At 39.6% G+C, this 22607-nt stretch carries 23 protein-coding genes; 19 read left to right on the forward strand and 4 right to left on the reverse strand.

The features are described from left to right. Positions 1–4: 4 nt before the first annotated feature. Entirely contained in the window at positions 5–484 is a 480-nt protein-coding gene (locus K5Q07_RS00880; protein ID WP_220729166.1) for a DUF3278 domain-containing protein, read from the forward strand. A 24-nt stretch (positions 485–508) separates the two neighbouring features. On the opposite strand, the gene K5Q07_RS00885 is transcribed toward K5Q07_RS00880, so the two are convergent. Further along, positions 509–1144, reverse strand: coding sequence for a YczE/YyaS/YitT family protein (locus tag K5Q07_RS00885; RefSeq protein ID WP_220729167.1), 636 nt, complete (start codon positions 1142–1144; stop codon positions 509–511). A gap of 121 nt (positions 1145–1265) precedes the next feature. On the opposite strand from K5Q07_RS00885, the gene K5Q07_RS00890 reads away from it, so the two are divergent. The 18 genes from K5Q07_RS00890 (at position 1266) to K5Q07_RS00975 (ending at position 20602) form a co-directional block, all read left to right on the forward strand. Further along, a complete protein-coding gene (locus tag K5Q07_RS00890) occupies positions 1266–1913 on the forward strand; it encodes a glycoside hydrolase family 70 protein (protein WP_220729168.1) in 648 nt (215 codons plus the stop codon). 163 nt (positions 1914–2076) lie between these two features. Beyond that, positions 2077–4599, forward strand: coding sequence for a M1 family metallopeptidase (locus K5Q07_RS00895; protein WP_220729169.1), 2523 nt, complete (start codon positions 2077–2079; stop codon positions 4597–4599). A gap of 132 nt (positions 4600–4731) precedes the next feature. Further along, the gene (locus K5Q07_RS00900) at positions 4732–5667 is read left to right on the forward strand and encodes a D-alanyl-D-alanine carboxypeptidase family protein (RefSeq protein ID WP_220729170.1); all 936 of its coding nucleotides are present in this window, start codon (positions 4732–4734) and stop codon (positions 5665–5667) included. Positions 5668–5827: 160 nt separating this feature from the next. Next, positions 5828–6310, forward strand: coding sequence for a 5-(carboxyamino)imidazole ribonucleotide mutase (purE, locus tag K5Q07_RS00905; RefSeq protein WP_220729171.1), 483 nt, complete (start codon positions 5828–5830; stop codon positions 6308–6310). Beyond that, positions 6294–7415: a 5-(carboxyamino)imidazole ribonucleotide synthase gene (gene purK, locus K5Q07_RS00910; RefSeq protein ID WP_220729172.1), complete on the forward strand. Its 1122-nt coding sequence runs from the start codon at positions 6294–6296 to the stop codon at positions 7413–7415. Before purE ends, purK begins: the two co-directional genes overlap by 17 nt. A gap of 11 nt (positions 7416–7426) precedes the next feature. Next, a complete protein-coding gene (purC, locus tag K5Q07_RS00915; protein WP_220729173.1) occupies positions 7427–8134 on the forward strand; it encodes a phosphoribosylaminoimidazolesuccinocarboxamide synthase in 708 nt (235 codons plus the stop codon). Positions 8135–8147: 13 nt separating this feature from the next. Beyond that, entirely contained in the window at positions 8148–8402 is a 255-nt protein-coding gene (gene purS / locus K5Q07_RS00920; protein ID WP_220729174.1) for a phosphoribosylformylglycinamidine synthase subunit PurS, read from the forward strand. After that, positions 8399–9064, forward strand: coding sequence for a phosphoribosylformylglycinamidine synthase subunit PurQ (gene purQ, locus K5Q07_RS00925; RefSeq protein ID WP_198178080.1), 666 nt, complete (start codon positions 8399–8401; stop codon positions 9062–9064). The genes purS and purQ overlap by 4 nt, the downstream gene beginning before the upstream one ends. Positions 9065–9068: 4 nt before the next feature. After that, a complete protein-coding gene (gene purL, locus K5Q07_RS00930; RefSeq protein ID WP_220729175.1) occupies positions 9069–11291 on the forward strand; it encodes a phosphoribosylformylglycinamidine synthase subunit PurL in 2223 nt (740 codons plus the stop codon). Then, positions 11267–12730: an amidophosphoribosyltransferase gene (purF, locus tag K5Q07_RS00935; protein ID WP_220729176.1), complete on the forward strand. Its 1464-nt coding sequence runs from the start codon at positions 11267–11269 to the stop codon at positions 12728–12730. Before purL ends, purF begins: the two co-directional genes overlap by 25 nt. Next, a complete protein-coding gene (gene purM, locus K5Q07_RS00940; RefSeq protein ID WP_220729177.1) occupies positions 12723–13757 on the forward strand; it encodes a phosphoribosylformylglycinamidine cyclo-ligase in 1035 nt (344 codons plus the stop codon). The genes purF and purM overlap by 8 nt, the downstream gene beginning before the upstream one ends. Continuing rightward, complete coding sequence (gene purN, locus K5Q07_RS00945; protein ID WP_251067603.1) at positions 13729–14319, forward strand: phosphoribosylglycinamide formyltransferase; 591 nt, start codon at positions 13729–13731, stop codon at positions 14317–14319. Before purM ends, purN begins: the two co-directional genes overlap by 29 nt. 1 nt (position 14320) lies before the next feature. After that, positions 14321–15853, forward strand: coding sequence for a bifunctional phosphoribosylaminoimidazolecarboxamide formyltransferase/IMP cyclohydrolase (gene purH / locus K5Q07_RS00950; RefSeq protein ID WP_220729178.1), 1533 nt, complete (start codon positions 14321–14323; stop codon positions 15851–15853). A gap of 18 nt (positions 15854–15871) precedes the next feature. Continuing rightward, entirely contained in the window at positions 15872–17122 is a 1251-nt protein-coding gene (purD, locus tag K5Q07_RS00955; RefSeq protein ID WP_220729179.1) for a phosphoribosylamine--glycine ligase, read from the forward strand. A 112-nt stretch (positions 17123–17234) separates the two neighbouring features. Then, a complete protein-coding gene (locus K5Q07_RS00960) occupies positions 17235–17597 on the forward strand; it encodes a DUF1003 domain-containing protein (RefSeq protein WP_220729180.1) in 363 nt (120 codons plus the stop codon). Positions 17598–17669: 72 nt separating this feature from the next. After that, the gene (locus K5Q07_RS00965; protein WP_220729181.1) at positions 17670–17825 is read left to right on the forward strand and encodes a hypothetical protein; all 156 of its coding nucleotides are present in this window, start codon (positions 17670–17672) and stop codon (positions 17823–17825) included. Positions 17826–17953: 128 nt separating this feature from the next. Then, positions 17954–19186: an MFS transporter gene (locus K5Q07_RS00970; RefSeq protein ID WP_220729182.1), complete on the forward strand. Its 1233-nt coding sequence runs from the start codon at positions 17954–17956 to the stop codon at positions 19184–19186. Between the two features lie 189 nt (positions 19187–19375). Further along, positions 19376–20602, forward strand: a complete 1227-nt coding sequence (locus K5Q07_RS00975) for an MFS transporter (protein WP_220729183.1) — start codon at positions 19376–19378, stop codon at positions 20600–20602. A gap of 19 nt (positions 20603–20621) precedes the next feature. Here K5Q07_RS00975 and K5Q07_RS00980 read toward each other — a convergent pair whose 3' ends face one another. The 3 genes from K5Q07_RS00980 to K5Q07_RS00990 form a co-directional block, all read right to left on the reverse strand. Next, a complete protein-coding gene (locus tag K5Q07_RS00980; protein ID WP_220729184.1) occupies positions 20622–21059 on the reverse strand; it encodes an Rrf2 family transcriptional regulator in 438 nt (145 codons plus the stop codon). Continuing rightward, a complete protein-coding gene (locus tag K5Q07_RS00985) occupies positions 21059–21913 on the reverse strand; it encodes an NAD(P)H-binding protein (protein WP_220729185.1) in 855 nt (284 codons plus the stop codon). The genes K5Q07_RS00980 and K5Q07_RS00985 overlap by 1 nt, the downstream gene beginning before the upstream one ends. A gap of 116 nt (positions 21914–22029) precedes the next feature. Next, entirely contained in the window at positions 22030–22587 is a 558-nt protein-coding gene (locus K5Q07_RS00990) for a TM2 domain-containing protein (RefSeq protein WP_220729186.1), read from the reverse strand. Positions 22588–22607: the final 20 nt, after the last annotated feature.

Below are 22607 nucleotides of genomic sequence, written 5' to 3' on the forward strand. Positions count from 1 at the left end.
AAATATGAAGGAATCGTTTTTCACTAAGATGATTAAATTTGTTTACGGTATTAATAAGCCGTTTGATGAATTTACCAATAAGGTAATTTCTGAGGCATCAAACAAAGTTGCATTCGGGCTTATTATCTTTCTTTTTGTTTCGTCTGTCGTATCGACTGTAATAGGAAAATTCTACGATAATTCCAATGTCGCGATTGGTTTAATCTTTGCAGACTTAATGGCTGTTTTAATTGCGTTAATGTATATAAATGTCGTTGTGAAACGCTATGGATTAGATGAATATGATTATAGTAACGACAGTGAACGAAAAAGAGCTATCAGAAGCTATTTGATCCAAAATACTGTTACATTAGTATTTTTAATGATGTTTATTGTTTGTTTAAACTTAGTTTTGGGTGGCGACTTCGGCGTTATTTTCTTTACTGTATATGCAGTATTATATATTTTCTCAATATATTTAGGCTACCGTCGTAAATTTAAATAATAAAAAAAGCTTAGAGTTAATGCTCTAAGCTTTTTTAGCCTTATCCACAATGTAATTAAATAGGTTAATCAATTGACCAACGAATAGGACTGCTAAAACAGTTCCAATCCCAATTGAAGTAATATGATGTAGGAATACTAATCCTAAAATGATTGTGATGACGATCATTGATGCATCGAAACAAAACTTCATTTGGCCAAAAGGTTTATGTAGTTTTTCACTGATGACGTTAACGAAACCATCTGCTGGAATTAACACGAATGCGGCCTTTACCATCATAAAGATACCTAGTGCAGTACACAAAATGGCTAATAATGTGACCGGAATTCTTTCAGCGTATCCGTTTAATGGGATGCGTTTCAATCCGACGGTTAAACCGTAGAAATCGACCAACCAGCCGAATACAAATGCTAGTACTAATTGTAAGACGATTTTTAATTCAAATCTTCTGACGATGATTAGTTGGATTAATACCAAGACGATGAAAAACATGGTAGTGGCATGACCCAATGTGGTATGAATCATAAATGACAATGTTTGTGGAATAGAGACTAATGAACTTACACCGAGTTTTCCGCAAGCAAATAGTGTTGTACCAAGGGCTAAAACATTCAGTCCAATTATGTACAAGATGATTCTAAATAACATTTTTGCTTTCAATATAAGCATCTCCTAAAATAAAACAATATTAACTAATATTTCATGAATGGAATGTATAGGCAAGAGAAACGCTCTTTTGTGGTAAAATTAACATCATAATATGAAACTAGGAGTGCTGATAATGAAAAAAGGACAGCTGGGTTTCTTACGTAAAAAATTACTACTGTCGATTGCAACATGTGCAGTTGTAGTAGCGACTTTATTTGGAATTGGATTAATTCTATCTATCTCTAATTCCAAGGCGGAAACTTCGGGAATTGTAAAACCAGCGTATAATCCTAACAACGAATATGCTGCTAAAAATGCGTTTTACAAGATTGATAAACGAAACATCTCCACTGTCGATGGATATTTAACGTTTAACACTTGGTATCGTCCAAAGATGATTCTAAGAAACGGTCAGAAGTGGGAAAAATCCACTGAACATGATCGTCGACCAATCTTGATGGCATGGTGGCCAAGTAAACGTTTAGAAACCCAATACATCAATTTTATGAACGAATATTTTGATTATGGTGATGATACATACGATATCACTAGTTCACAAACTGATTTAAATGCTGCGACTCAGGTTATTCAAAAAGAAATTGAAATGCGTATTACCCAAACTAAGACTACTAAATGGTTAAAAGCAATTATTCAAGAATTTATTCAAGATCAATCTCAATACAGTTTGGTAAATCGTGATGAAAAGAATAACAAACTAGTCGATGGGCAACATAAACATTTTAAAATTAGTGATGTTAAACGATTAAATAAAATATTTTAGAAAAGGGCCGCGAAATTATTCCGCGGCCTTTTTTAATGTCGAAAATTATTAACATGTGCATAAAATGGTTTTAACCACTACAATATATTTGTAGCATTTTACAATTAGATAGCGTACAATTAAAAACTAATGATAAAACGATGATAAAGAAGGAGTGTTATTGATGGCTGAATTAGTTAGATTATTTAATCGATTTCAACCAGATCACTACGACATCTATTTAGATGTTAGTCGTAGTGAAAAGAAATTTAGTGGTAAAACCACAATTTACGGTAATGCAAGTGAAGCAGAAATCGGCATTCACGAAAAAGACTTTGATGTTACCAGCGTTTCAGTAGACGGAACTCCCGTTGACTTTAACGTTGATAATGGCAATGAAGTAATTAATGTATCTTTAGGCAAGACCGGTGAAGTGGCCGTAACTATTGAATACTCTGCCAAGTTAACTGATACCATGATGGGAATTTACCCTTCATACTACCAAGTTAATGGTGAACAAAAACAATTAGTAGGAACTCAATTTGAAACCAATTTTGCTAGACAAGCGTTCCCATGTATTGATGAACCAGAAGCTAAGGCTAAGTTCAAATTAGCCCTTAAGTTTGATGAACAACCTGGTGAAACTGCTTTAGCAAATATGCCGGAAGTTAAAGTCGAAAATGGTGTTCACTATTTCGATGAAACTGTCAAAATGTCTACTTATCTAGTTGCGTTTGCCTTTGGTGACATGCAAAGTAAGATGACTGAAACTAAGAGTGGTGTAAAAGTCGGTGTCTTCGGTACCAAAGCCCACGATGCCAAGGAATTAGATTTTGCCTTAGATATCGCTAAGCGTTCAATCGAATTCTTCGAAGATTTTTACCAAACTCCATACCCACTTCCACATTCATGGCAATTAGCATTACCTGATTTCTCAGCAGGTGCGATGGAAAACTGGGGACTAGTAACTTATCGTGAAGCATACCTATTACTAGATCCTGACAACACTTCATTTGAAGTAAAACAACGTGTTGCTACAGTGATTGCCCATGAACTAGCTCACCAATGGTTCGGTGACTTAGTAACTATGAGATGGTGGGATGACCTATGGTTGAACGAAAGTTTTGCCAACATGATGGAATACGTTGCGATTGATGCAATCGAACCTTCATGGAACATTTGGGAAGTATTCCAAACTACTGATGTTCCCGCAGCTTTAAAACGTGATGCCGTTGACGGTGTTCAATCAGTTCACGTTGATGTTCATCACCCAGCCGAAATTGATGCATTATTTGATGCAGCGATTGTATACGCTAAGGGTGCCAGAATGTTAGTAATGGTTCGTGCCTTAATCGGAGACGATGCATTACGTGAAGGGCTAAAGAACTACTTTGCTGCTCACAAGTATGGTAACGCTGCTGGTGCTGACTTATGGGATGCACTTGGCAAGGCTGCCGGTATGAATCTAGGCAAGATTATGGAATCATGGCTAGAACAACCAGGTTACCCGGTTGTGCACGCATACGTTGAAGACAACCGTTTGAAGTTAGCTCAAAAGCAATTCTTCACCGGTGAAGGTAAGGATGAAGGCCGTCGTTGGCAAATTCCTTTAAACGCTAACTACGATCAAGCTCCTGATATCTTCAGTGAAGAAACTGTCGATTTAGGTGACTACCAAGAATTACGTAAACTAAATGGCAAACCATTTAGAGCAAATGTTGGTAACAACTCACACTTTATCGTTAAATACGATGACACATTACAAGAAGACATCTTAAACGATGCAGATAACCTATCTCCAATCGATAAGATGCAACTACTACAAGATCTTCGTTTACTAGCCGAAGCAAAACAAGTATTATACGCTGAAGTTGTTCCGGTCTTAAAACAATTTGCTGATAGCGAATCTAATGTGATTAACGACTCCGTTTACACACTAGCCAACAACTTGAAGAAGTTCGTTGAACCAGGAACTGAAGACGAAGATAACTTGAAGAAGCTATACAGACAACTAAGTGATAAACAACTAGAACGTCTAGGTCTAGTCAGTGTCGATGGTGAAAGCAACAACGATAAGTTGACTCGTCCATATATCTTGGGTGCTGCATTATACGATGACAACAAGGATTTTGCCGAAGCTGCTCACGCAATCTTCCAAGATCACCACGAAAACTTGTTATCATTACCTGCTGATACTCGAGTTTACATCTTAGCTAATGAAATGAAGAACTACTCGAATGCTGAAGAATTCGATGCATTAGTTGAAGAATACAAGCAATCAACTGACCCAAGTTACAAGTCAGATATCTGCGCTGCGGTAACCTTAACCAAGGATGCTAAGTTGCTAGGTAAATTAGTTGCTAACTTTGAAGATAGTAGCGTTGTAAAACCTCAAGACTTACGTGCTTGGTTCGCTGGAGTATTAAGGAACCCAGCTGGTCAACAATTTGCATGGGACTGGATTCGAAATGAATGGCAATGGCTAGAAGATACTGTCGGTGGTGACATGGAATTCGCTACATTTATTACAGTAATTGCAAATATCTTCCATACTAGAACTCGTCTAGATGAATTCAAAGCATTCTTTGAACCAAAACTAGACACTCCAGGTTTAACTCGTGAAATTAAGATGGATACTAGTGCAATCACAAGTACCGTTGAATTGGTTGAATCAGAGAAAGACGCTGTTAGAGAAGCAATCAAATGATAAAGAAAAGGCACCTAATCATTAGGTGCCTTTTTTAATATTCATAATATAAATGTAATAATTTGTAAACTAAAATCTCGCCAAAACGTTGTAATATATAGCTATTGATTTCGTTAAGGGGGATAAAGTTAAATGAGAAAAATCAAAAACATGACGGTAGCTTTTCTTGCTATCTTTATGCTTGGATCATCATTTGTTACTGTGAGTGCAAGTGCCGATGCCAACAGTAATTACACTAAATCAATGGCTAAGTACAACAAGACAAGTGCTGCGACTTACGCCATGAACATGGATACCAACCAGGTATACTACCAAAAAAATGCCACATCCAAACGTGCCGTTGCTTCGACCGCTAAGATTATGACATTATACTTAGCGATTCAAAAGGCACAAACTACCAAGAATGGTTGGAAACAAAAGATTAAAATTTCACCTAGTTTGGCTAAGATGAGTAGGCATCAATCCTTAGGAAGCTATGTATTAAAGGCTAACAAAAAATACACCGTAAGAAACCTATACAAAGCTTCACTAATCGCATCATCTAACAGTGCCACAATTGCACTGGGCCAATGGGTATCAGGAACTAACAACAAGTTTATTAAGAAGATGAATAACCAAGTAAAAGCATGGGGAATTGCCTCACAAGCTCATTTTGTTTCTTCATCTGGTCTAGAAAACTCTGATTTACATCCATATTATGTTCGATATGGTTCACGTTACGATTACAACCGAGTATCTGCTAAAGCGTTAGCAGTGATTGCTGCACACTTATTGAAGCTATACCCAGCGATTGTAAATGATGCCAAACAATATCGTTACCACCAAAATGGCCAAACACTTAAGAATACCAATGAACTATTGGCTGGTGGATTAAGATATGATGCCTCATTGCACGTCGATGGTTTAAAGACTGGATACACTCCATTGGCGGGCAACTGTCTGGTAAGTACTAGTCAATTACCAAACAAAAACCGCGTGATTATCGTTTCGCTACATGATAGATATAACGCGTACGATCAATCAAGAATGTACAAAATGATTTATAAGACATTTCCTGAATTTAAATAGAAAAAAGACCAACTTAACTAGGTTGGTCTTTTTTTATGCTAACATTCGATTTTTTACGAACTATAATATATTATTTTAGAATATCGTTCGCTTTTTAGTTGACGAATGTTAAATCGATTGTTATGATGAATTTAACCATTTAGAGGGGAGACTTTAAAAAATGGATGTAGCAGTTGTAATGGGTTCTATCTCTGATTTCCCTAAAATACAGGGAACCATTGATACCTTAGATAGTTTGGGAATTAGTTATGACACTAAAATCATCTCAGCTCATCGGATGCCAAACGAATTACAAGCTTTTGGCCGTTCAGCAAAATACGAACAATATAAGGTAATTATTGCTGCGGCCGGTGGTGCAGCTCATTTGCCAGGGATGTTAGCGGCAAATACAACCTTACCGGTAATCGGAATTCCGGTTAAGACCAGCACATTAAATGGAGTTGATTCACTACTATCAATCGTTCAAATGCCTTCAGGATTACCAGTTGCGACCGTCGCAATTGGCGACGCTGGTGCTAAGAACGCTGCATTGTTAGCAGCTCAGATTCTAGCAATTAGCGATGATAAAATCGCACAAAGCCTAGATGACTTCCGACAAAGACAAACAAAGGAGGCAATTGATAGTAATGAACAATTACACTAAGCCAATTTTGCCCCCAGCAACTATCGGAATCTTAGGTGGTGGTCAACTAGGTCAGATGATGGCACTAGTCGCTAAAGAAATGGGCTACAAGGTTGGTGTCTTGGACCCAACCCCCGACGCCCCAGCATCACAAGTTGCTGATTTTCAAATTGTTGCCGACTATGATGACTTAGCTGCAATGAAGCAGTTAGCTGAAAAGTCAGATGTTTTAACTTACGAGTTTGAAAATGTCGATCAAAAAGCAATTAAAAAGGTTTCGGATACTACATATATCCCGCAGCCAATTAGTGAACTAGAAATAACTAGCAACCGAAACAAGGAAAAAGGCTTTTTACAAAGCATCGGAGCACCTGTTACTGACTACATGCCAGTAAATAACGCTGACGATTTATTGAAGGCGTACCAACAGATATCTACTCCTGCGATTTTAAAAACCGCTGAGGGTGGCTATGACGGCCATGGTCAATTCGATATTAATAACGAAACCGACCTAAAGGAAGCCATTAAACACTTGGACGGCATTGAGTGGATCTACGAAAGAAAGCAACCTTTTGTACAGGAAGTTTCCATAATGGTAGACCGAGATGTTTTCGGCAAGGTGATTGTCTTTCCGCTTAGCGAAAATATTCATAAGGACCACATCTTACACACTAGCATCGTGCCAGCCAGAGCCAACGATAGAGTGCATAAGGACGCTGAACAGATTGCTGAAAACATCGCCTCAGAAATGAAACTAGTCGGTGTTTTAGGAATCGAATTCTTCTTGATGGAAGATGACAGAATACTGGTTAACGAGCTAGCACCAAGACCACATAATTCAGGTCACTACACCATTGAGGCCTGCAACGTTTCTCAATTTAAAGCACATATTTTAAGTATTTGTAATCTATCCTTACCAGATATCAAGTTAATTGATAACGCCGTTATGGTGAACCTATTGGGTGACAATTTAACACTCGGTCGAAACGATTTGGTTAACCATCCAAACTGGAATTTCCATGATTATGGTAAGGCTGAAATTAAGCATCAAAGGAAAATGGGCCACATCACCGTGACTGGTTCATCAATCAATCAATTATTGCAAGACGTTAAATTGTTTAGATGAGGAGAATTAAAATGACTACATTAGTTGCATCAGGTAAGACTAAAGAACTTTACACCACCGATGATTCAAGTGTATTGCGTGTGCATTATACTGACCACACCACTGCGGGGGATGGTTTGCGTAATGAATTAATCGAAAATAAGGGTGCGGTTAACAACGAAATTTCAAGTATGATTTTCACATACCTAAACGAAAATGGTGTTGCTACGCACTTTATTGAACGTGTTAACGAAACAGATCAATTAAATAAAAAAGTTGAAATGATTCCGCTGGAAGTTGTAATTAGAAACTTTGCGGCCGGACATTTCCAAAAAAGATTCGGCACTGATTATCTTCAAACATTGAAAGAACCAGTTGTCGAATTTTTTTATAAGGACAATGATTTACACGATCCTATCGTTACTAAGTCTGATGCAATTGGTTTAGATTTAATCGAAGCCGACAAGTTAGCTCAACTAGAAGCAGATGGCCTAAAGGTTAACCAAATCCTAAAAGAACTATTCGACAAGATGAACGTTACCTTAGTCGATTTCAAACTTGAATTTGGCATTAACCAAGACGGTGAAATTATCTTAGCTGACGAAATCTCACCTGACTCATGCCGTTTATTAGATAAAGACACTAACGAATCACTAGATAAAGATGTCTTTCGAAAAGAAGCTGGCGATATGATGCCAGGGTACCTAGAAATTCTAAAACGTTTACGAGCAGCCATTTAGGGAGGAAGAAAACATGTATTTAGCACAAATTTATGTCCATCACAAAGCATCAATTTTAGATCCTCAAGGTGAAGCGGTATTGAACGCCTTACAACGTTTGGGTTACGACAAGGTTGACTCAGTCAAACAAGGTAAGTACTTTGAAGTCAACATCAAAGCGGATAGCGAAGATGAAGCATCAAAGATCGTTAATGACATTGCTAAAGATTTATTGGTAAACCACAACATGGAATCATATGAATTTGAACTAAAGGAAGTGGCGAAATGAAATTTGCAGTAATTAGTTTTCCCGGCTCCAACTGTGACATGGATATGTATTATGCAGTTCGCGACTCACTAAATGAAGACGTTGACCTAGTTACTTCAGATGCTACTAACCTAGACGGATACGATGGTGTCTTAATCCCAGGTGGTTTCTCATACGGAGATTATCTAAGAAGTGGTGCGGTTGCTCGTTTTGCACCGGTGATGGAATCAGTAAAGGAAATGGCTGCTGAAGGCAAACCGGTATTGGGTGTCTGCAATGGTTTTCAAATCCTAACAGAAGCCAACCTGTTACCCGGTTCACTTCAACACAACACCAGCATGGAATTCATCTCGGATTGGTCCAAGCTACGTGTCCAAAATAACGACACAATGTTTACAGACCAATACGAAGAATCAGAAGTGATCGATATTCCAATCGCCCACGGTGAAGGTAACTACTACTGTGATGACGAAACCTTAGCGAAATTAAAGGCTAACGATCAAATTGTCTTCACTTACGAAGATAATCCAAACGGTAGTTGCGATAACATCGCCGGTGTCGTGAACGAACAAGGAAACGTTTTAGGAATGATGCCTCATCCAGAACGTGCCGTTGAAAGTATTTTAGGTGGAACCGACGGCTTGAAACTATTCAAGTCATTATTAAATCACGTTAGGAGCTAACAAGATGGAAAAGCCAAAGACAATTACACCCCAAGACATTAAAGATCAAAAGATTTACCAAGATTGGGGTTTAACTGATTTTGAATATAACTTAATCTCAAATGACATTTTGCACCGCTTACCTAACTACACCGAAACTGGTTTGTACTCAGGCATGTGGAGTGAACACTGTTCATACAAGAACTCAAAACCAGTACTTAGAAAGTTCTGGTCAGATGGTTCTCGTGTCCTACAAGGACCTGGAGAAGGTGCCGGGGTTCTAGATATCGGTGACGGCCAAGCGGTCGTATTTAAAGCCGAAAGTCATAACCATCCAAGTTACGTTGAACCTTACGAAGGTGCTGCTACCGGTGTCGGTGGAATCATCAGAGATATCTTCTCGATGGGTGCCAAACCGGTCGCTTCTCTTGATAGTCTTCGTTTCGGTGAACTAACGAACGACAAGAATCGTTTCCTATTAGACAAGGTCGTTGCCGGAATCGCCGGTTACGGTAACTGTATCGGGGTGCCAACGGTTGGTGGTGAAATTAGTTTTGACCCGTGCTACGACGGAAACCCATTGGTTAACGTTATGTGTGTCGGTTTGATGGATCAAGCAGACATTGAATCTGGACGTGCCTCAGGTGCCGGTAACTCCATCATCTATGTGGGTGCTAAGACCGGACGTGACGGAATTAATGGTGCTACTTTTGCATCAAGTCAATTCAGCACCGAAGAAGAATCAGACCGTTCAGCCGTTCAAGTTGGGGATTCATTTATGGAAAAACTACTTGTCGATGCTTGTTTAGAAGTTACTCATAACCACAAGGACATCCTAGTCGGAATTCAAGACATGGGTGCTGCTGGTCTGGTATCATCATCTGCCGAAATGGCCGATAAGGCTAATAGTGGAGTTGACCTAGACTTAGACCTAGTCCCACAAAGAGAAATCGGCATGACTCCATATGAAATCATGCTTTCAGAATCTCAAGAAAGAATGTTGCTATGTGTTAAGGCTGGCCATGAAGACGAAGTTCTAGAAGTGTTTGAAAAACATCATCTAGACGCTGTCGTAATTGGTCACGTTAATGACGACAAACAATATCGTTTATACCAACACGGTGAACTTGTTTGTGACATTCCAACCTCAAGTTTGGTCAACGACGTTCCTGAATACCAACACGATGTGGTTGAACCTGACCGTTTGAAGAATGTTGACGAAGCCAAAACACCGGTTGTAAAAGATGTTAACGACATGGTGAAGACCATCATCGGTCAACCAACAATCGCTTCTAAAGAGTCCGTTTACCGCCAATACGACTGCCGTGTTCAAGCCAACACAGTTGTTCAACCCGGTAGTGACTCAGGAGTGATTCGTGTTCGTGGTACTAACAAGTCACTAGCAATTACTACCGATGCCAACGGTAGATACATCTACCTAGATCCAAAACTAGGTGGTCAAATCGCCGTATCAGAAGCTGCTAGAAACATTGTCGCAAGCGGTGCCGTTCCAATCGGAATTACCGACTGTTTGAACTTCGGAAACCCCGATGATTCAGAAAGTTACTTCGAAATGGATCAATCAGTTGAAGGGATTTCCAAGGCCTGCGAAAAATTCGATACACCGGTAATCGCCGGAAACGTTTCACTATACAACGAAACTGATAACAAGGCGATTTACCCAACTCCAATGATTGGAATGGTTGGTCTAATCGAAGATAACCAATACATTACTCGATCAGATATCAAGGAAGCTGGCGAATTGGTTTACGTTATCGGAGACACTAACGATGACTTTGCCGGTTCAGAAATTCAAAAACACCTAGAAGGTCAAATCTCAGGAAAAGTTCACTTTGACCTAGAAGAAGAATTTAGCAACCAACGCTTGGTTCTAGATTTGATTCACAAACACCTAATCGAATCTGCTCACGATGTTAGTGAAGGTGGAATTATTGTTTCAATCCTTGAATCACTATTCGAACACAACCTTGGTTTAAAGGGTGAAATCAATATTACTAAAGCACAACTATTCTCAGAAACTCAATCAAGATACGTCGTATCAGTTAGTCAAGAAGACCAAGCTGCCTTTGAAAAACTAGCCGGTAAGAAAGCGCACTTGATTGGTGTAACTGACGACAGCCAACAAATCAACTTACAACTACAAGATGGTCAATACGTTGATGATGTGACTGAATTAAAAACCATCTGGAAGGAAAGTTTATCATGCCAAATGAAGTCAAAAGCTTAAACGATGAATGTGGTGTCTTTGGTGTCTGGGGCGTAGAAGGTCCAGCCGCTAAGGTAGCTTACAGTGGTCTTCACGCTTTACAACATCGTGGTCAAGAAGGTGCTGGAATTCTTGCCATCGATGCCAACAAACGACTAAATCGATATCGCGGACAAGGTTTACTTGGATCAATTTTTGATGACCCGCATGCCTTTGATCGACTACATGGGAATGCAGCTTTAGGCCACATTCGTTACGCAACCGCGGGAAGTCACACTATCAATAATGTTCAACCATTTATGTTCGAAAACACCGAAACGCATTTTGCACTATCACACAACGGAAATTTAACTAATGCCGACACTCTAAAAGAAATGCTTAGAAAAACTGGAACCATCTTCCAATCTGATTCTGATAGTGAAATCTTCGGTGATTTGATTGAAATCAGTAACCAAGACACCTTCCTAGGTCGTATCAAGGAAGCCGCCAATCAAATGCATGGTGGATTTGCTTATGTATTACTTAGTCCAGATGCCATGTATGCGGTATGTGACCCCAATGGATTACGCCCATTGGTTGTCGGCAGAAGAAAAGACGGTGCCGTGGTTATCTGCAGTGAAACATGTGCCTTGGATCAGGTCCAAGCCGAATATGTAAGAGATGTTCAACCAGGGGAAGTCGTAATTGTCGATGATTCCGGTATCAAGATTGACCATTTCACTGAAGATACTGAATTAACGATTTGTTCAATGGAATACGTCTACTTTGCTCGTCCTGACTCAGTCATTCATGGTGTTTCAGTCCATGAAGCTAGAAAACGCATGGGTGCTTTGGTTGCTCGTGAAAACCCTACTAAAGCTGATGTTGTGATTGGTGTACCTAACTCATCCCTATCTGCAGCGATGGGTTACGCGATTGAAAGTGGGATTCCTTATGAAATGGGCTTGATCAAGAACCAATACGTTGCTAGAACCTTTATCGAACCAACTCAAGAACGACGTGAACGTGGGGTTTCGATGAAACTTTCCGTTGTAAAATCGGTCATCAAGGACAAGGACGTCATCCTAGTTGATGACTCAATCGTCCGTGGAACCACCAGTCGTTTTATCGTCAAAATGCTAAAGGACGCGGGTGCTAAATCGGTCCACGTCAGAATTGCTTCACCTGATTTGAAGTACCCATGTTTCTACGGAATCGACATTCAAAAGCCAAGCGAGCTAATTGGTGCCAACCATAGTGTTGAAGAAATCAAGGATATCATCGAAGCAGACTCATTGAAGTACCTAAGTGTTGAAGGCCTAATCGAAGCAATCGATTTAGATTGTGATAACCAATACCACGGTCTATGTACAGCTTACTTCGATGGTAAGTATCCAACACCTTTGTATGACTACCAAGCAACATATGATGCAGAAGCGAAGAGATTACACCTATACGAGGAGGATGAAGTGAATGGCTAACCAATATAAAGAAGCTGGCGTCGATGTTGAAAGCGGCGAAAAAGCGGTAAATTCAATCAAAGATATGGTCGCCTCTACTTATGACCAAAGCGTAGTCGACGGTCTGGGTGGATTCGGCGCAATGTATTCACTTCAATCTCATTTTGCCAAGTACGACGATCCGGTTCTAATTTCTGGAACCGATGGCGTCGGTACTAAATTAATGTTGGCCATTCAAGCCAAACGTCATACCACAATCGGAATTGATTTGGTTGCAATGTGTGCCAACGACATCCTAGCTCAAGGTGCTAAGCCACTATTCTTTCTGGACTACATCGGAATCGGTAAGTTACTTCCAGAAGAAGTAAAGGAAATCGTTTCTGGTGTTGTGATGGGATGTAAGCAAGCCGGTCTTTCATTAATTGGTGGTGAAATGGCTGAAATGCCAGGCATCTACAAACGAGATGACTACGATTTAAGTGGTTTTGCGGTTGGGATTGCCGACAAGAAACGCATACTAGGGTCGCAAAACGTTAAGGAGGGTGACAAACTAATTGGGTTGAAATCATCCGGTATTCATTCCAATGGTTATTCATTGGTTCGAAAGATTATCAATGATGCAGATCTTGATTTGAACGCCACATACCAAGGCTTATCACAACCATTGATTGATGAGTTATTAACCCCAACTCGTTTGTACTACCACTACGTTAAGGGCATTGTCGAATCGGGTGCCATTCATGCGATTGCCAACATCACCGGTGGTGGGATTGCCGATAACCTATCAAGAGTCATTCCAAACGATTTAACCGCCAAGATTGATCGTTCATCATGGACCGTGCCAAACATTTTTAAGTGCTTACAAGACTGGGGTAACTTAGACCAAAGTGACATGGATCTTGTGTTTAACCAGGGAATTGGAATGGTACTAGTCGCTCCAGAAGAATATGTTCAAGCAGTGACAAATTACCTTTCTGATAATGGTCTAGAATATTTTGAAATTGGTGAGGTGGTAAAACGTGAGCAAAAAGCAGTTGAAATCAGATAAACTCCCCGTTGCAATTTTTGCATCGGGAAACGGGACTAACTTCGACGCCATTGCGGAAGCTGACCTACCAATCGATATCAAATTATTGGTATGTGATCACCATGATGCGTTTGTGGTGCAAAGAGCCGAAAGAAAGAACGTCGAAGTCTTGATTGCGGAACTGCATAAGGGTGAAAAAAGAGCGATTCGTGAGGGTCGCATCCTAGAAGAGTTAAAGAAAAAGGGCGTCAAAGTCATTATCTTAGCTGGCTACATGCGAATTGTTGGGGAAACGTTATTGAACGCCTATCCCAACAAGATTATCAATATTCATCCAGCGCTCTTGCCGAGTTTTCCCGGTAAACAGGGTATCTTAGATGCCTATAACGCTGGTGTTGATAAGACGGGAGTCACAATTCACTTTGTGGATTCGGGGATTGATTCCGGTCAGATTATTGCTCAAGAAGAAGTGTATAGAAGAGAAGGTGATTCGTTAGCGGATTTGGAAAATCGAATTCATGATGTTGAACATCAGTTGTACCCACGCACGATTTTACAATTAATTAAAAAGGGAGTTATTTAAATTGAAAAAGTTAGCATTGTTAAGTGTCTCAGATAAGAATGGAATTGTTGAATTTGCCAAGCAACTAGAACAACGTGATTACGATATTGTCTCAACCGGTGGAACATTGAAGACGTTATTAGATAACGGTGTAGACGCGATTGCCGTTGAAGAAATTACTAATTTCTCTGAAATGTTAGATGGTCGTGTGAAGACATTACATCCACGCATCCATGCTGGCATCCTTGCTCGTCGTGACAATGAAGAACACATGCAACAACTAAAGGAACAAAACATTGGTCTAATCGATCTAGTTTGTGTCAACTTATATCCATTTAAAGAAACCATTGAAAAGCCTGACGTTACATATACCGATGCGATTGAAAACATTGATATCGGTGGGCCTTCAATGCTAAGAGCCGCTGCTAAAAACAGCCAAGACGTGATCGTAATCACCGATGTAGCAGACTACGACGACTACATCGCAAGATACGATGCCAACGAAATCGACGCTGAATACAGAAGTGGTTTGGCAGCGAAGGTCTTTAGACATACTGCAGCTTACGACGCATTAATCGCCAACTACCTAACCAAAGAAGAATTCCCAGAAAAACTAACTTTCACATATGAAAAGGTAGAAGCAATGCGTTACGGTGAAAACAGTCACCAAAAGGCTGCATACTACAAGGAACCAATTCCTGAAACATACTCATTAGCTAATGCCAAACAACTACATGGTAAGAAGCTATCATACAACAACGTTAGGGATGCCGACGCTGCACTTCGTATCGTTGCAGAATTCCCAGACAAAGCTACTGTCGTTGCATTAAAGCACATGAACCCATGTGGTATCGGTACTGCTGATGACCTACTAACTGCTTGGAACCTTGCTTACGAATCAGATTCAACTTCAATCTTCGGTGGGATTATCGCCTTAAACCGTGAAGTTGATTTAGCCACTGCCGAAAAGATGCACTCCATCTTCTTGGAAATCGTAATCGCTCCATCATTTACTGACGAAGCTTACGATGTATTAGCTAAGAAGAAAAACATTCGTTTACTAACAGTTGATTTCGACAAGATTAACCCAGACAAAAAGGATCTAGTTTCCGTACTAGGTGGAATGTTAGTTCAAGAACGTGATTTACTTCATGAAGAACCAACTGAATACAAGGTCGTATCAAAGAAACAACCAACCGAAAAACAAATGAAGGCTTTAGCATTCGCCCAAAACGCTGTAAAACACGTTAAGAGTAATGCAATTGTCGTTACTACCGACCATCAAACCTTAGGTGTTGGTTCTGGTCAACCCAACCGTATCGACTCAACCAAGATTGCAATCAAGAAGGCCGAAACTAAGTCTGATTACGCCAACGCCGTATTAGGTTCAGACGCCTACTTCCCAATGGACGACTGTGTGGAATTCGCTGCTAAGCACGGTATCACCGCAATTGTTGAACCAGGTGGAAGTATTCGTGATCAAGATTCAATTGATAAAGCTGACGAATTAGGAATTGCCCTTGTATTTAGTGGCAACCGTCATTTCAAACACTAGAGTGAGGTTATTGTGAAGATGGAAAAATGGTTATTGATTGGTTCAGGCGGTCGCGAATATGCGATGGCACAAAGTTTAGCGAAAAACGTCAATCGAGAAATTTTTGTCGCACCAGGGAATCCGATGATGAACGTTATCGATAGGGTGCAAACAGTCGATATTGAGGAATTAGACTTCGATGCTTTGATTGAATTTGCCCAAGATAATCAAATTGATTGGACGGTGGTTGGACCTGAAAAACCACTTAGTGATGGAATTGTTGATCGTTTTAACGATGCCGGTTTAAAGGTGTTTGGTCCAAATCAACAAGCGGCACAATTGGAAAGCTCCAAGGAGTTCGCCAAAGAAGTGATGCAAGAAGCTAACGTACCAACTGCTGCATATGCAACGTTTAGCAATCATGATGATGCTCTTTCATACATGGAAGCACACGATTTTCCAATTGTTGTGAAACTAAATGGTTTGGCTGCTGGAAAAGGTGTTTTCATTATCAAAGACTTAGCAGAGGCCAAGAAAACTTTGGCTTCCATCTACGATAATGATTCCAATCAAGAAATTTTGATTGAAGAATACTTGGATGGTCAAGAATTCTCGATGATTGTGATGGTAAACGATTTGAACGTCATAACCATGCCATTAGCGCAAGATCACAAGCGCATCTACGATGGTGATAAGGGTCCTAATACCGGTGGAATGGGGGCTTACAGTCCACTTCCTCAATTCGGCGACGACGTCTTAAATGAAGGGTTAGTGAAGGTGATTAGACCCGTGTTGGCTGAAATGAACAGACGAAGCATTTTGTTCCAAGGTTTTCTATACGCTGGATTAATTCTGACCGAGGATGGCGTCAAAGTAATTGAGTTCAACGTTCGAATGGGCGATCCGGAAACTCAGGTCATCTTGCCACAATTGCAGGGTGATTTTGGGGATGTGATTGTCAAACTAATGAACCATCAAGAACAATTAGTTGAATGGCAAACCAACCGATACTTCCTTGGCAACGTCTTAGCTGCTAAGGGCTATCCTGGAAACCATAAAGATGGATTGACTCTTCCTCGTTTTAGCGATGATAGACTTTCATTAGCTTATGCGGGGGTTAAAGAACAAGACGAACAATTAGTCAGTGCTGGCGGACGCATCATGATGGTGATTTCATCAGACAAGGACTTAAAGGCTGCTCAAACAAAAGTTAATCAAGCAATCATAAATAACGTGGATTCAAATGACTACGCTTATAGAACCGATATCGGTGATAAGGCGTTTAGATAAATCAAAAAGCTATGGTGAATGCCATAGCTTTTTTGTTGTAAGATTTTATCTTTGTATATCAAGTTAATAAAGTATAGACTTTTGTTTATACATATTTTAGGGAGTTGAAACAATGGAAAATTACGCACAACAATATAATGATATTAAAAAAGCGATGCGAAAAGACGAGTCTGCTTTTAATAAGGTTGACCGCCGTTTAACCCAAAAAATTAACAACGAAGATTTTAAGGTCATCGATGCAGATAAGGCACTTCAAGAAAACTACACATTCGGCAAACGACTAGCCGATAAAGTTGCTAAAGTCGGTGGTTCTTGGGGATTCGTAATTTCATTTATCGTCTTCCTGATTGGTTGGATGATAATTAACGTCATGCAATTATTCGGCTGGCATTTTGATCCATATCCATTCATTCTTTTAAACCTAGCTCTTTCATGTATTTCTGCCATTCAAGCACCCATCATTATGATGAGTTAAAACCGTGCGGGTGAAAAGGATGACCTAGATCGTAGAAATGACTACCACGTTAACCTACGTTCAGAAGAAGAATTGAAACTATTGCATGCTAAGATTGATTTACAAACTAAGTACAACAAGCATCAAAGTCAATTGAATCAATTGCAAATGGAAATGTTAATCCGTATCGAAGCATCACAACGTGAGAAAAACATCGAAGATAATTTACAAAACAAAAAGGATGATTAATTAGTAATCATCCTTTTTTATTCATGATTTTATGTAAAAAGGGGTTGTTTTAATCGTGGATAGTGGTAATATACGTATAATATATTAAATATAGATTATATAGTTCGCTTTTTGAAAGGATGAATAAAATGGACATCGTCAAAGAATCAAAAGGATTTAGTACTAACCAAAAAAGGACGTTAGCATCTACATCCGCTGGTTTTGCTTTAGAGAACATGGATAGCATGTTCCTGTCATTTGCGTTATCTTCAATGATTTTAACCTTACATATTAGTCCTGCTGCAGCAGGATTGACCTCATCGATTACAAACATTGGGAAGTTTGTCGGTGGGTTATTATTCGGAATTTTGGCGGATAAATTTGGTCGCGTTAAGGTATTCTCCTACACCATCTTCTTATTCGCCATCGCCACGGGTCTATTATTCTTCGTACATAACATTTATGAAATTTACGCACTTCGTTTCATCGCCGGAATTGGTGCCGGTGGTGAATTCGGTGCTGGGGTGGCTTTGATTGCTGAAAACTTCAGGGGCCATAAGATTGGAAAACTGGTTTCATGGTCCGCTACTGGTGGTCAATTGGGAGCCATCGTTGCAGCAATTATTGCATCCATTGTTTTACCACTGTATGGCTGGAACACATTGTTCCTATTTGGCTTGATTCCAGTTATCTTAGCTTTCTTCATTCGTCGTCGCTTAAAGGAAAGTCCAGCTTTTGAAGAAGAAAAGGATAAACACGTTGATAAAGCGCCAAAGGTTTCAATCCTGGAACTATTTAAAACACCGGCAATTGCCTGGCAAACATTTGGTTTGATGGTGATGATTATCGTCGAAAAGGCCGGCTACTACGGTATCATGAGTTGGTTGCCAACTATCATGCAAAAGCAATTACACACATCTATTTCCAAGTCATCATTGTGGATGGTCGTTACGATTATTGGTATCTGTATTGGAATGGCCACGTTTGGTTACATTCTAGACTGGTTAGGACCTCGACTAGCGTTTGGTCTATACATGGTTGTTGCGGCAATTTCAATCTATGGAATCGCCATCGCCCATAGCCCAATCACGTTGTTACTATCTAGTGCATTCGCTGGTTTCTTTGGTTCTGGATTCTATGGTGGATTTGGAGCGGTCATAAGTCGCCTATACCCAACTAGAATCAGAAGTACTGCCAACAATACCATCATGGCATGTGGTCAATTGATTGGGGGATTGTCACCATTTTTGATGGGATTCTTGATGGTTAAGTACTCACTATTCCAAATCATGATGATGCTATCTTCAATGTACATTGTGGCAGTTCTAGTGATGTTATCGATCAGAAACATTGGTAAATTTAATAAAGAATACGCAAAATAATTAACTGACAGGCAACTGCCGGTTTTTTTATTTCCGAACATTTTTAGGTTAAGTTAATTATTTTTATCGTAAATACTGATTAAAGATATAAAAATGTTGCCATTTTTTGGATAAAGTAGCATAATATACGTATATTAAAAATATAAATCGAATTAATGTTCGTGATTAGACGGAAAGAGGAACTTATAGATGGATGTCATTAACGAGTCAAAGCATTTTAGTTTTGATCAAAAAAAGACGCTTGCCTCCACTACGGTTGGTTTTGCACTAGAAAATATGGATAGCATGTTCTTATCATTTGCGCTATCATCAATGATTTTGAGTTTACATATTAGTCCCGCTGCGGCAGGGCTTACTTCAACAATCACCAACTTGGGGAAACTATTTGGTGGATTGTTATTCGGAATTTTGGCCGATCGATTCGGGCGTGTTAAGATTTTCTCACATACCATTTTCTTGTTTGCGATTGCGACAGGATTACTATTCTTCGCTCATAACATTTATGAAATTTATCTATTAAGATTTCTTGCTGGGGTAGGATCCGGTGGTGAATTCGGCGCAGGGGTGTCATTGATTTCTGAACACTTCCAAGGATTTAAGGTCGGGAAGATTATTTCCTTCTCAGCCGCCGGTGGTCAAATGGGTGGAATAATGGCTGCAATTATTGCGTCAATTGTTCTTCCGATGTTTGGCTGGAACACACTATTTCTATTCGGTCTAATTCCCGTTGCATTGGCATACTTTATTCGCCGTCATCTAAAGGAAAGTCCGGTCTATGAAGCGGAAGTAAAGAAGAACAACAAGCTTCCACACGTTTCATTCTCTGAATTGTTTAAGACACCGCAATTAGCATGGCAAACAATTGTTATTACCATCATGGTGATTGTTGAAAATGCTGGTTACTATGGCCTAATGATTTGGCTACCAACCATCATGCAAAACCAACTACATGTATCAATTTCTAAGTCATCACTTTGGATGATCGCCACAATCGTTGGTATCAGTTTAGGAATGATTAGTTTTGGGTACATCATGGACAAGATTGGTCCAAGAGTCGCATTCGCATTCTTCATGCTATCAGCTGCCGTTGCAATTTATGGAATTGCAATTGCCCACAGTGCAATGATGTTATTGGTATTTAGTGCATTAGCAGGATTCTTTGCTGCTGGTTTCTACGGTGGCTTTGGTGCCATCATTAGTCGACTATATCCTACTAACATCAGAACCACTGCCAACAACATGATTATGGCCATTGGTAAGTCGGTCGGTGGTTTCTCACCAGTATTGATGGGATTATTAATGGCTAAATTCTCTTTAATTGAAATCATGGTATTTATGTCATTAATGTACTTGGTAGCCGTAATTGCTATGTTAACCTTGAGGAAACTTAGAAACTTTAACAATGGCTATATGTAAAATAAAAAAGCACTATCCATTAGGATAGTGCTTTTTTATTGCCGTCGATAACATCATTTACGATGTCTTTTAAAGTGATCTTGCTCATTTCATCTTCGGCTTGTTTTTGCACCTCATCGTATGCCTTATGCAAAGCAGATTGAATGTTGGCACCAATCGGGCATTGTTGATTGGTTTCTTCATCAACGTGGAATAAATCTGGTTCTTCGATTGCTTTGTAGACATCGAGTAGGGTAATTTCAGAAGTTGGTTTGCTTAATGATACGGCTGCACGGCCGGGTTCGCTGGTAATTAATCCAGCGTTTTTGAGTGACGACATTAAACGACGAACCAGGCTGGGATTGGAATTGATACTTCCAGCGATGGCACGACTTGATAAATCATCTTCGACAATTTCAGAAGCACCAATATAGGTCAAAATATGAACAGCATCACTTAAACGATGTGAATACTTCATTATTTGATAACCTTCTTGATTGCATCTTCAATTGGGGTAAGTGAATGACTAATTACGGCAGTTAAGTCATTTGTTTCTTCATCCAATTGACCATCAGCAATTAATGCTTGGATGTCTGAAACGATTTCGACAGTTGCATCGTCTAATCCAGCTTCCTTTAGGCCTTTTTTGTAGTCTTCTGCAGAAGCAGAAATGACAGGGAAATCCTCGCCAGTTGCTTTCTTCAAAGCTTCAGCTAAATCAGCGTAAGTACGACGTTGGCCAGCAAATTCGTATACTTCTTTTGGTGATTTGCTTAGTAGAACACGAACTGCACCTTCAGCGTATTCTGATTCTAATGCCCAACCAACGTGACCGTCGCCGGCACCGTATACAAATGGTTGACCCTCACTAGCTGGTTTTAAAACAGTTACTTCGTTTTCTAGATACCAGTTGTTACGTACGAATGCGTGAGCGATGCCACTTTCCTTGATAGCTGCTTCAGTTTGAGTGTGATCATGTGATAGGAAGTTATCAGCAGTTTCAGCGTGTGGGAAACTAGTGTAGACGATGAATTCTACGCCAGCCTTCTTAGCTGCATCAATTACGTTTTGGTGTTGAGTCATACGAGGTAGAACAGGGTTAGGTTGTGATGATACAAATAATAATTTGTCGATGCCTTGTAATGATTCTGCCATTTGATCGGGGTTACCGTAATCGAATGGACGAACGTCTAGACCAGCAGGAAGTTGCTTTTCAGCTTTTTCGACATTTCTTGCTAAAGCGACGATATCTGTTCTGTGAACGTTTTTCATTAAAACTTTGATTGCTTCTTTACCGAAGTTACCGGTAACAGCACTAATTGCGTATTTCATATTCTATCAACCTTTCTAGTTGTTACTTTATAATTAACATGTTACATATAAGATAACAGGTTGATAAAAATAATGCAACAAAAAAAGCTTCCGAAAATTTGGAAGCTTTAAAAATATTATTCATGAGGTTTGCTGAAGTCAGTAAAATCACCATCTGTATCATTTACAGATTGAGCATTTGATGAATCACTACTTTGTTGTGGTTCAACACTAGCTGATGATGTTTGATTGTTTAATGGTTGGTTTTTGTAATTTACAAATGAGGCACCATTGAATGAAGGGTAGTTAATATCATTTAATTCGTCAACTGATTTACCAGTGATTTGATTGATTCCTTTGTATGCAGCTTGAAGACGGCTTTCCTTTAACCATGATTGGATCGAGAAGGCATCTACAATCCACCAGATCCAAACGGCACTTAGAAAACCAAAACCAATTAGAATGACGGATGTAACCCATCCAATAATTTCTAAGGTTAACATTAAAGCAGCGTATGGCTTTTCGAATAGGAAACGGTGGGCACCGAATTGTCCTAAAAATACCCATAGCAACCATGCGGCAACAGGGCTAACGGAATTATTTTCGACGTAATCATTTAACATTAGTTGTTCTTGGGTAGATAATTTCTTACGTGCAGCTAAAACTTGTTGTTCTAAAATATCGGCATTGTTCATATGAAAATCCCCCTAAATAT

It is taken from the genome of Apilactobacillus zhangqiuensis (genome assembly GCF_019656215.1).
Lineage (GTDB): Bacteria > Bacillota > Bacilli > Lactobacillales > Lactobacillaceae > Apilactobacillus > Apilactobacillus zhangqiuensis.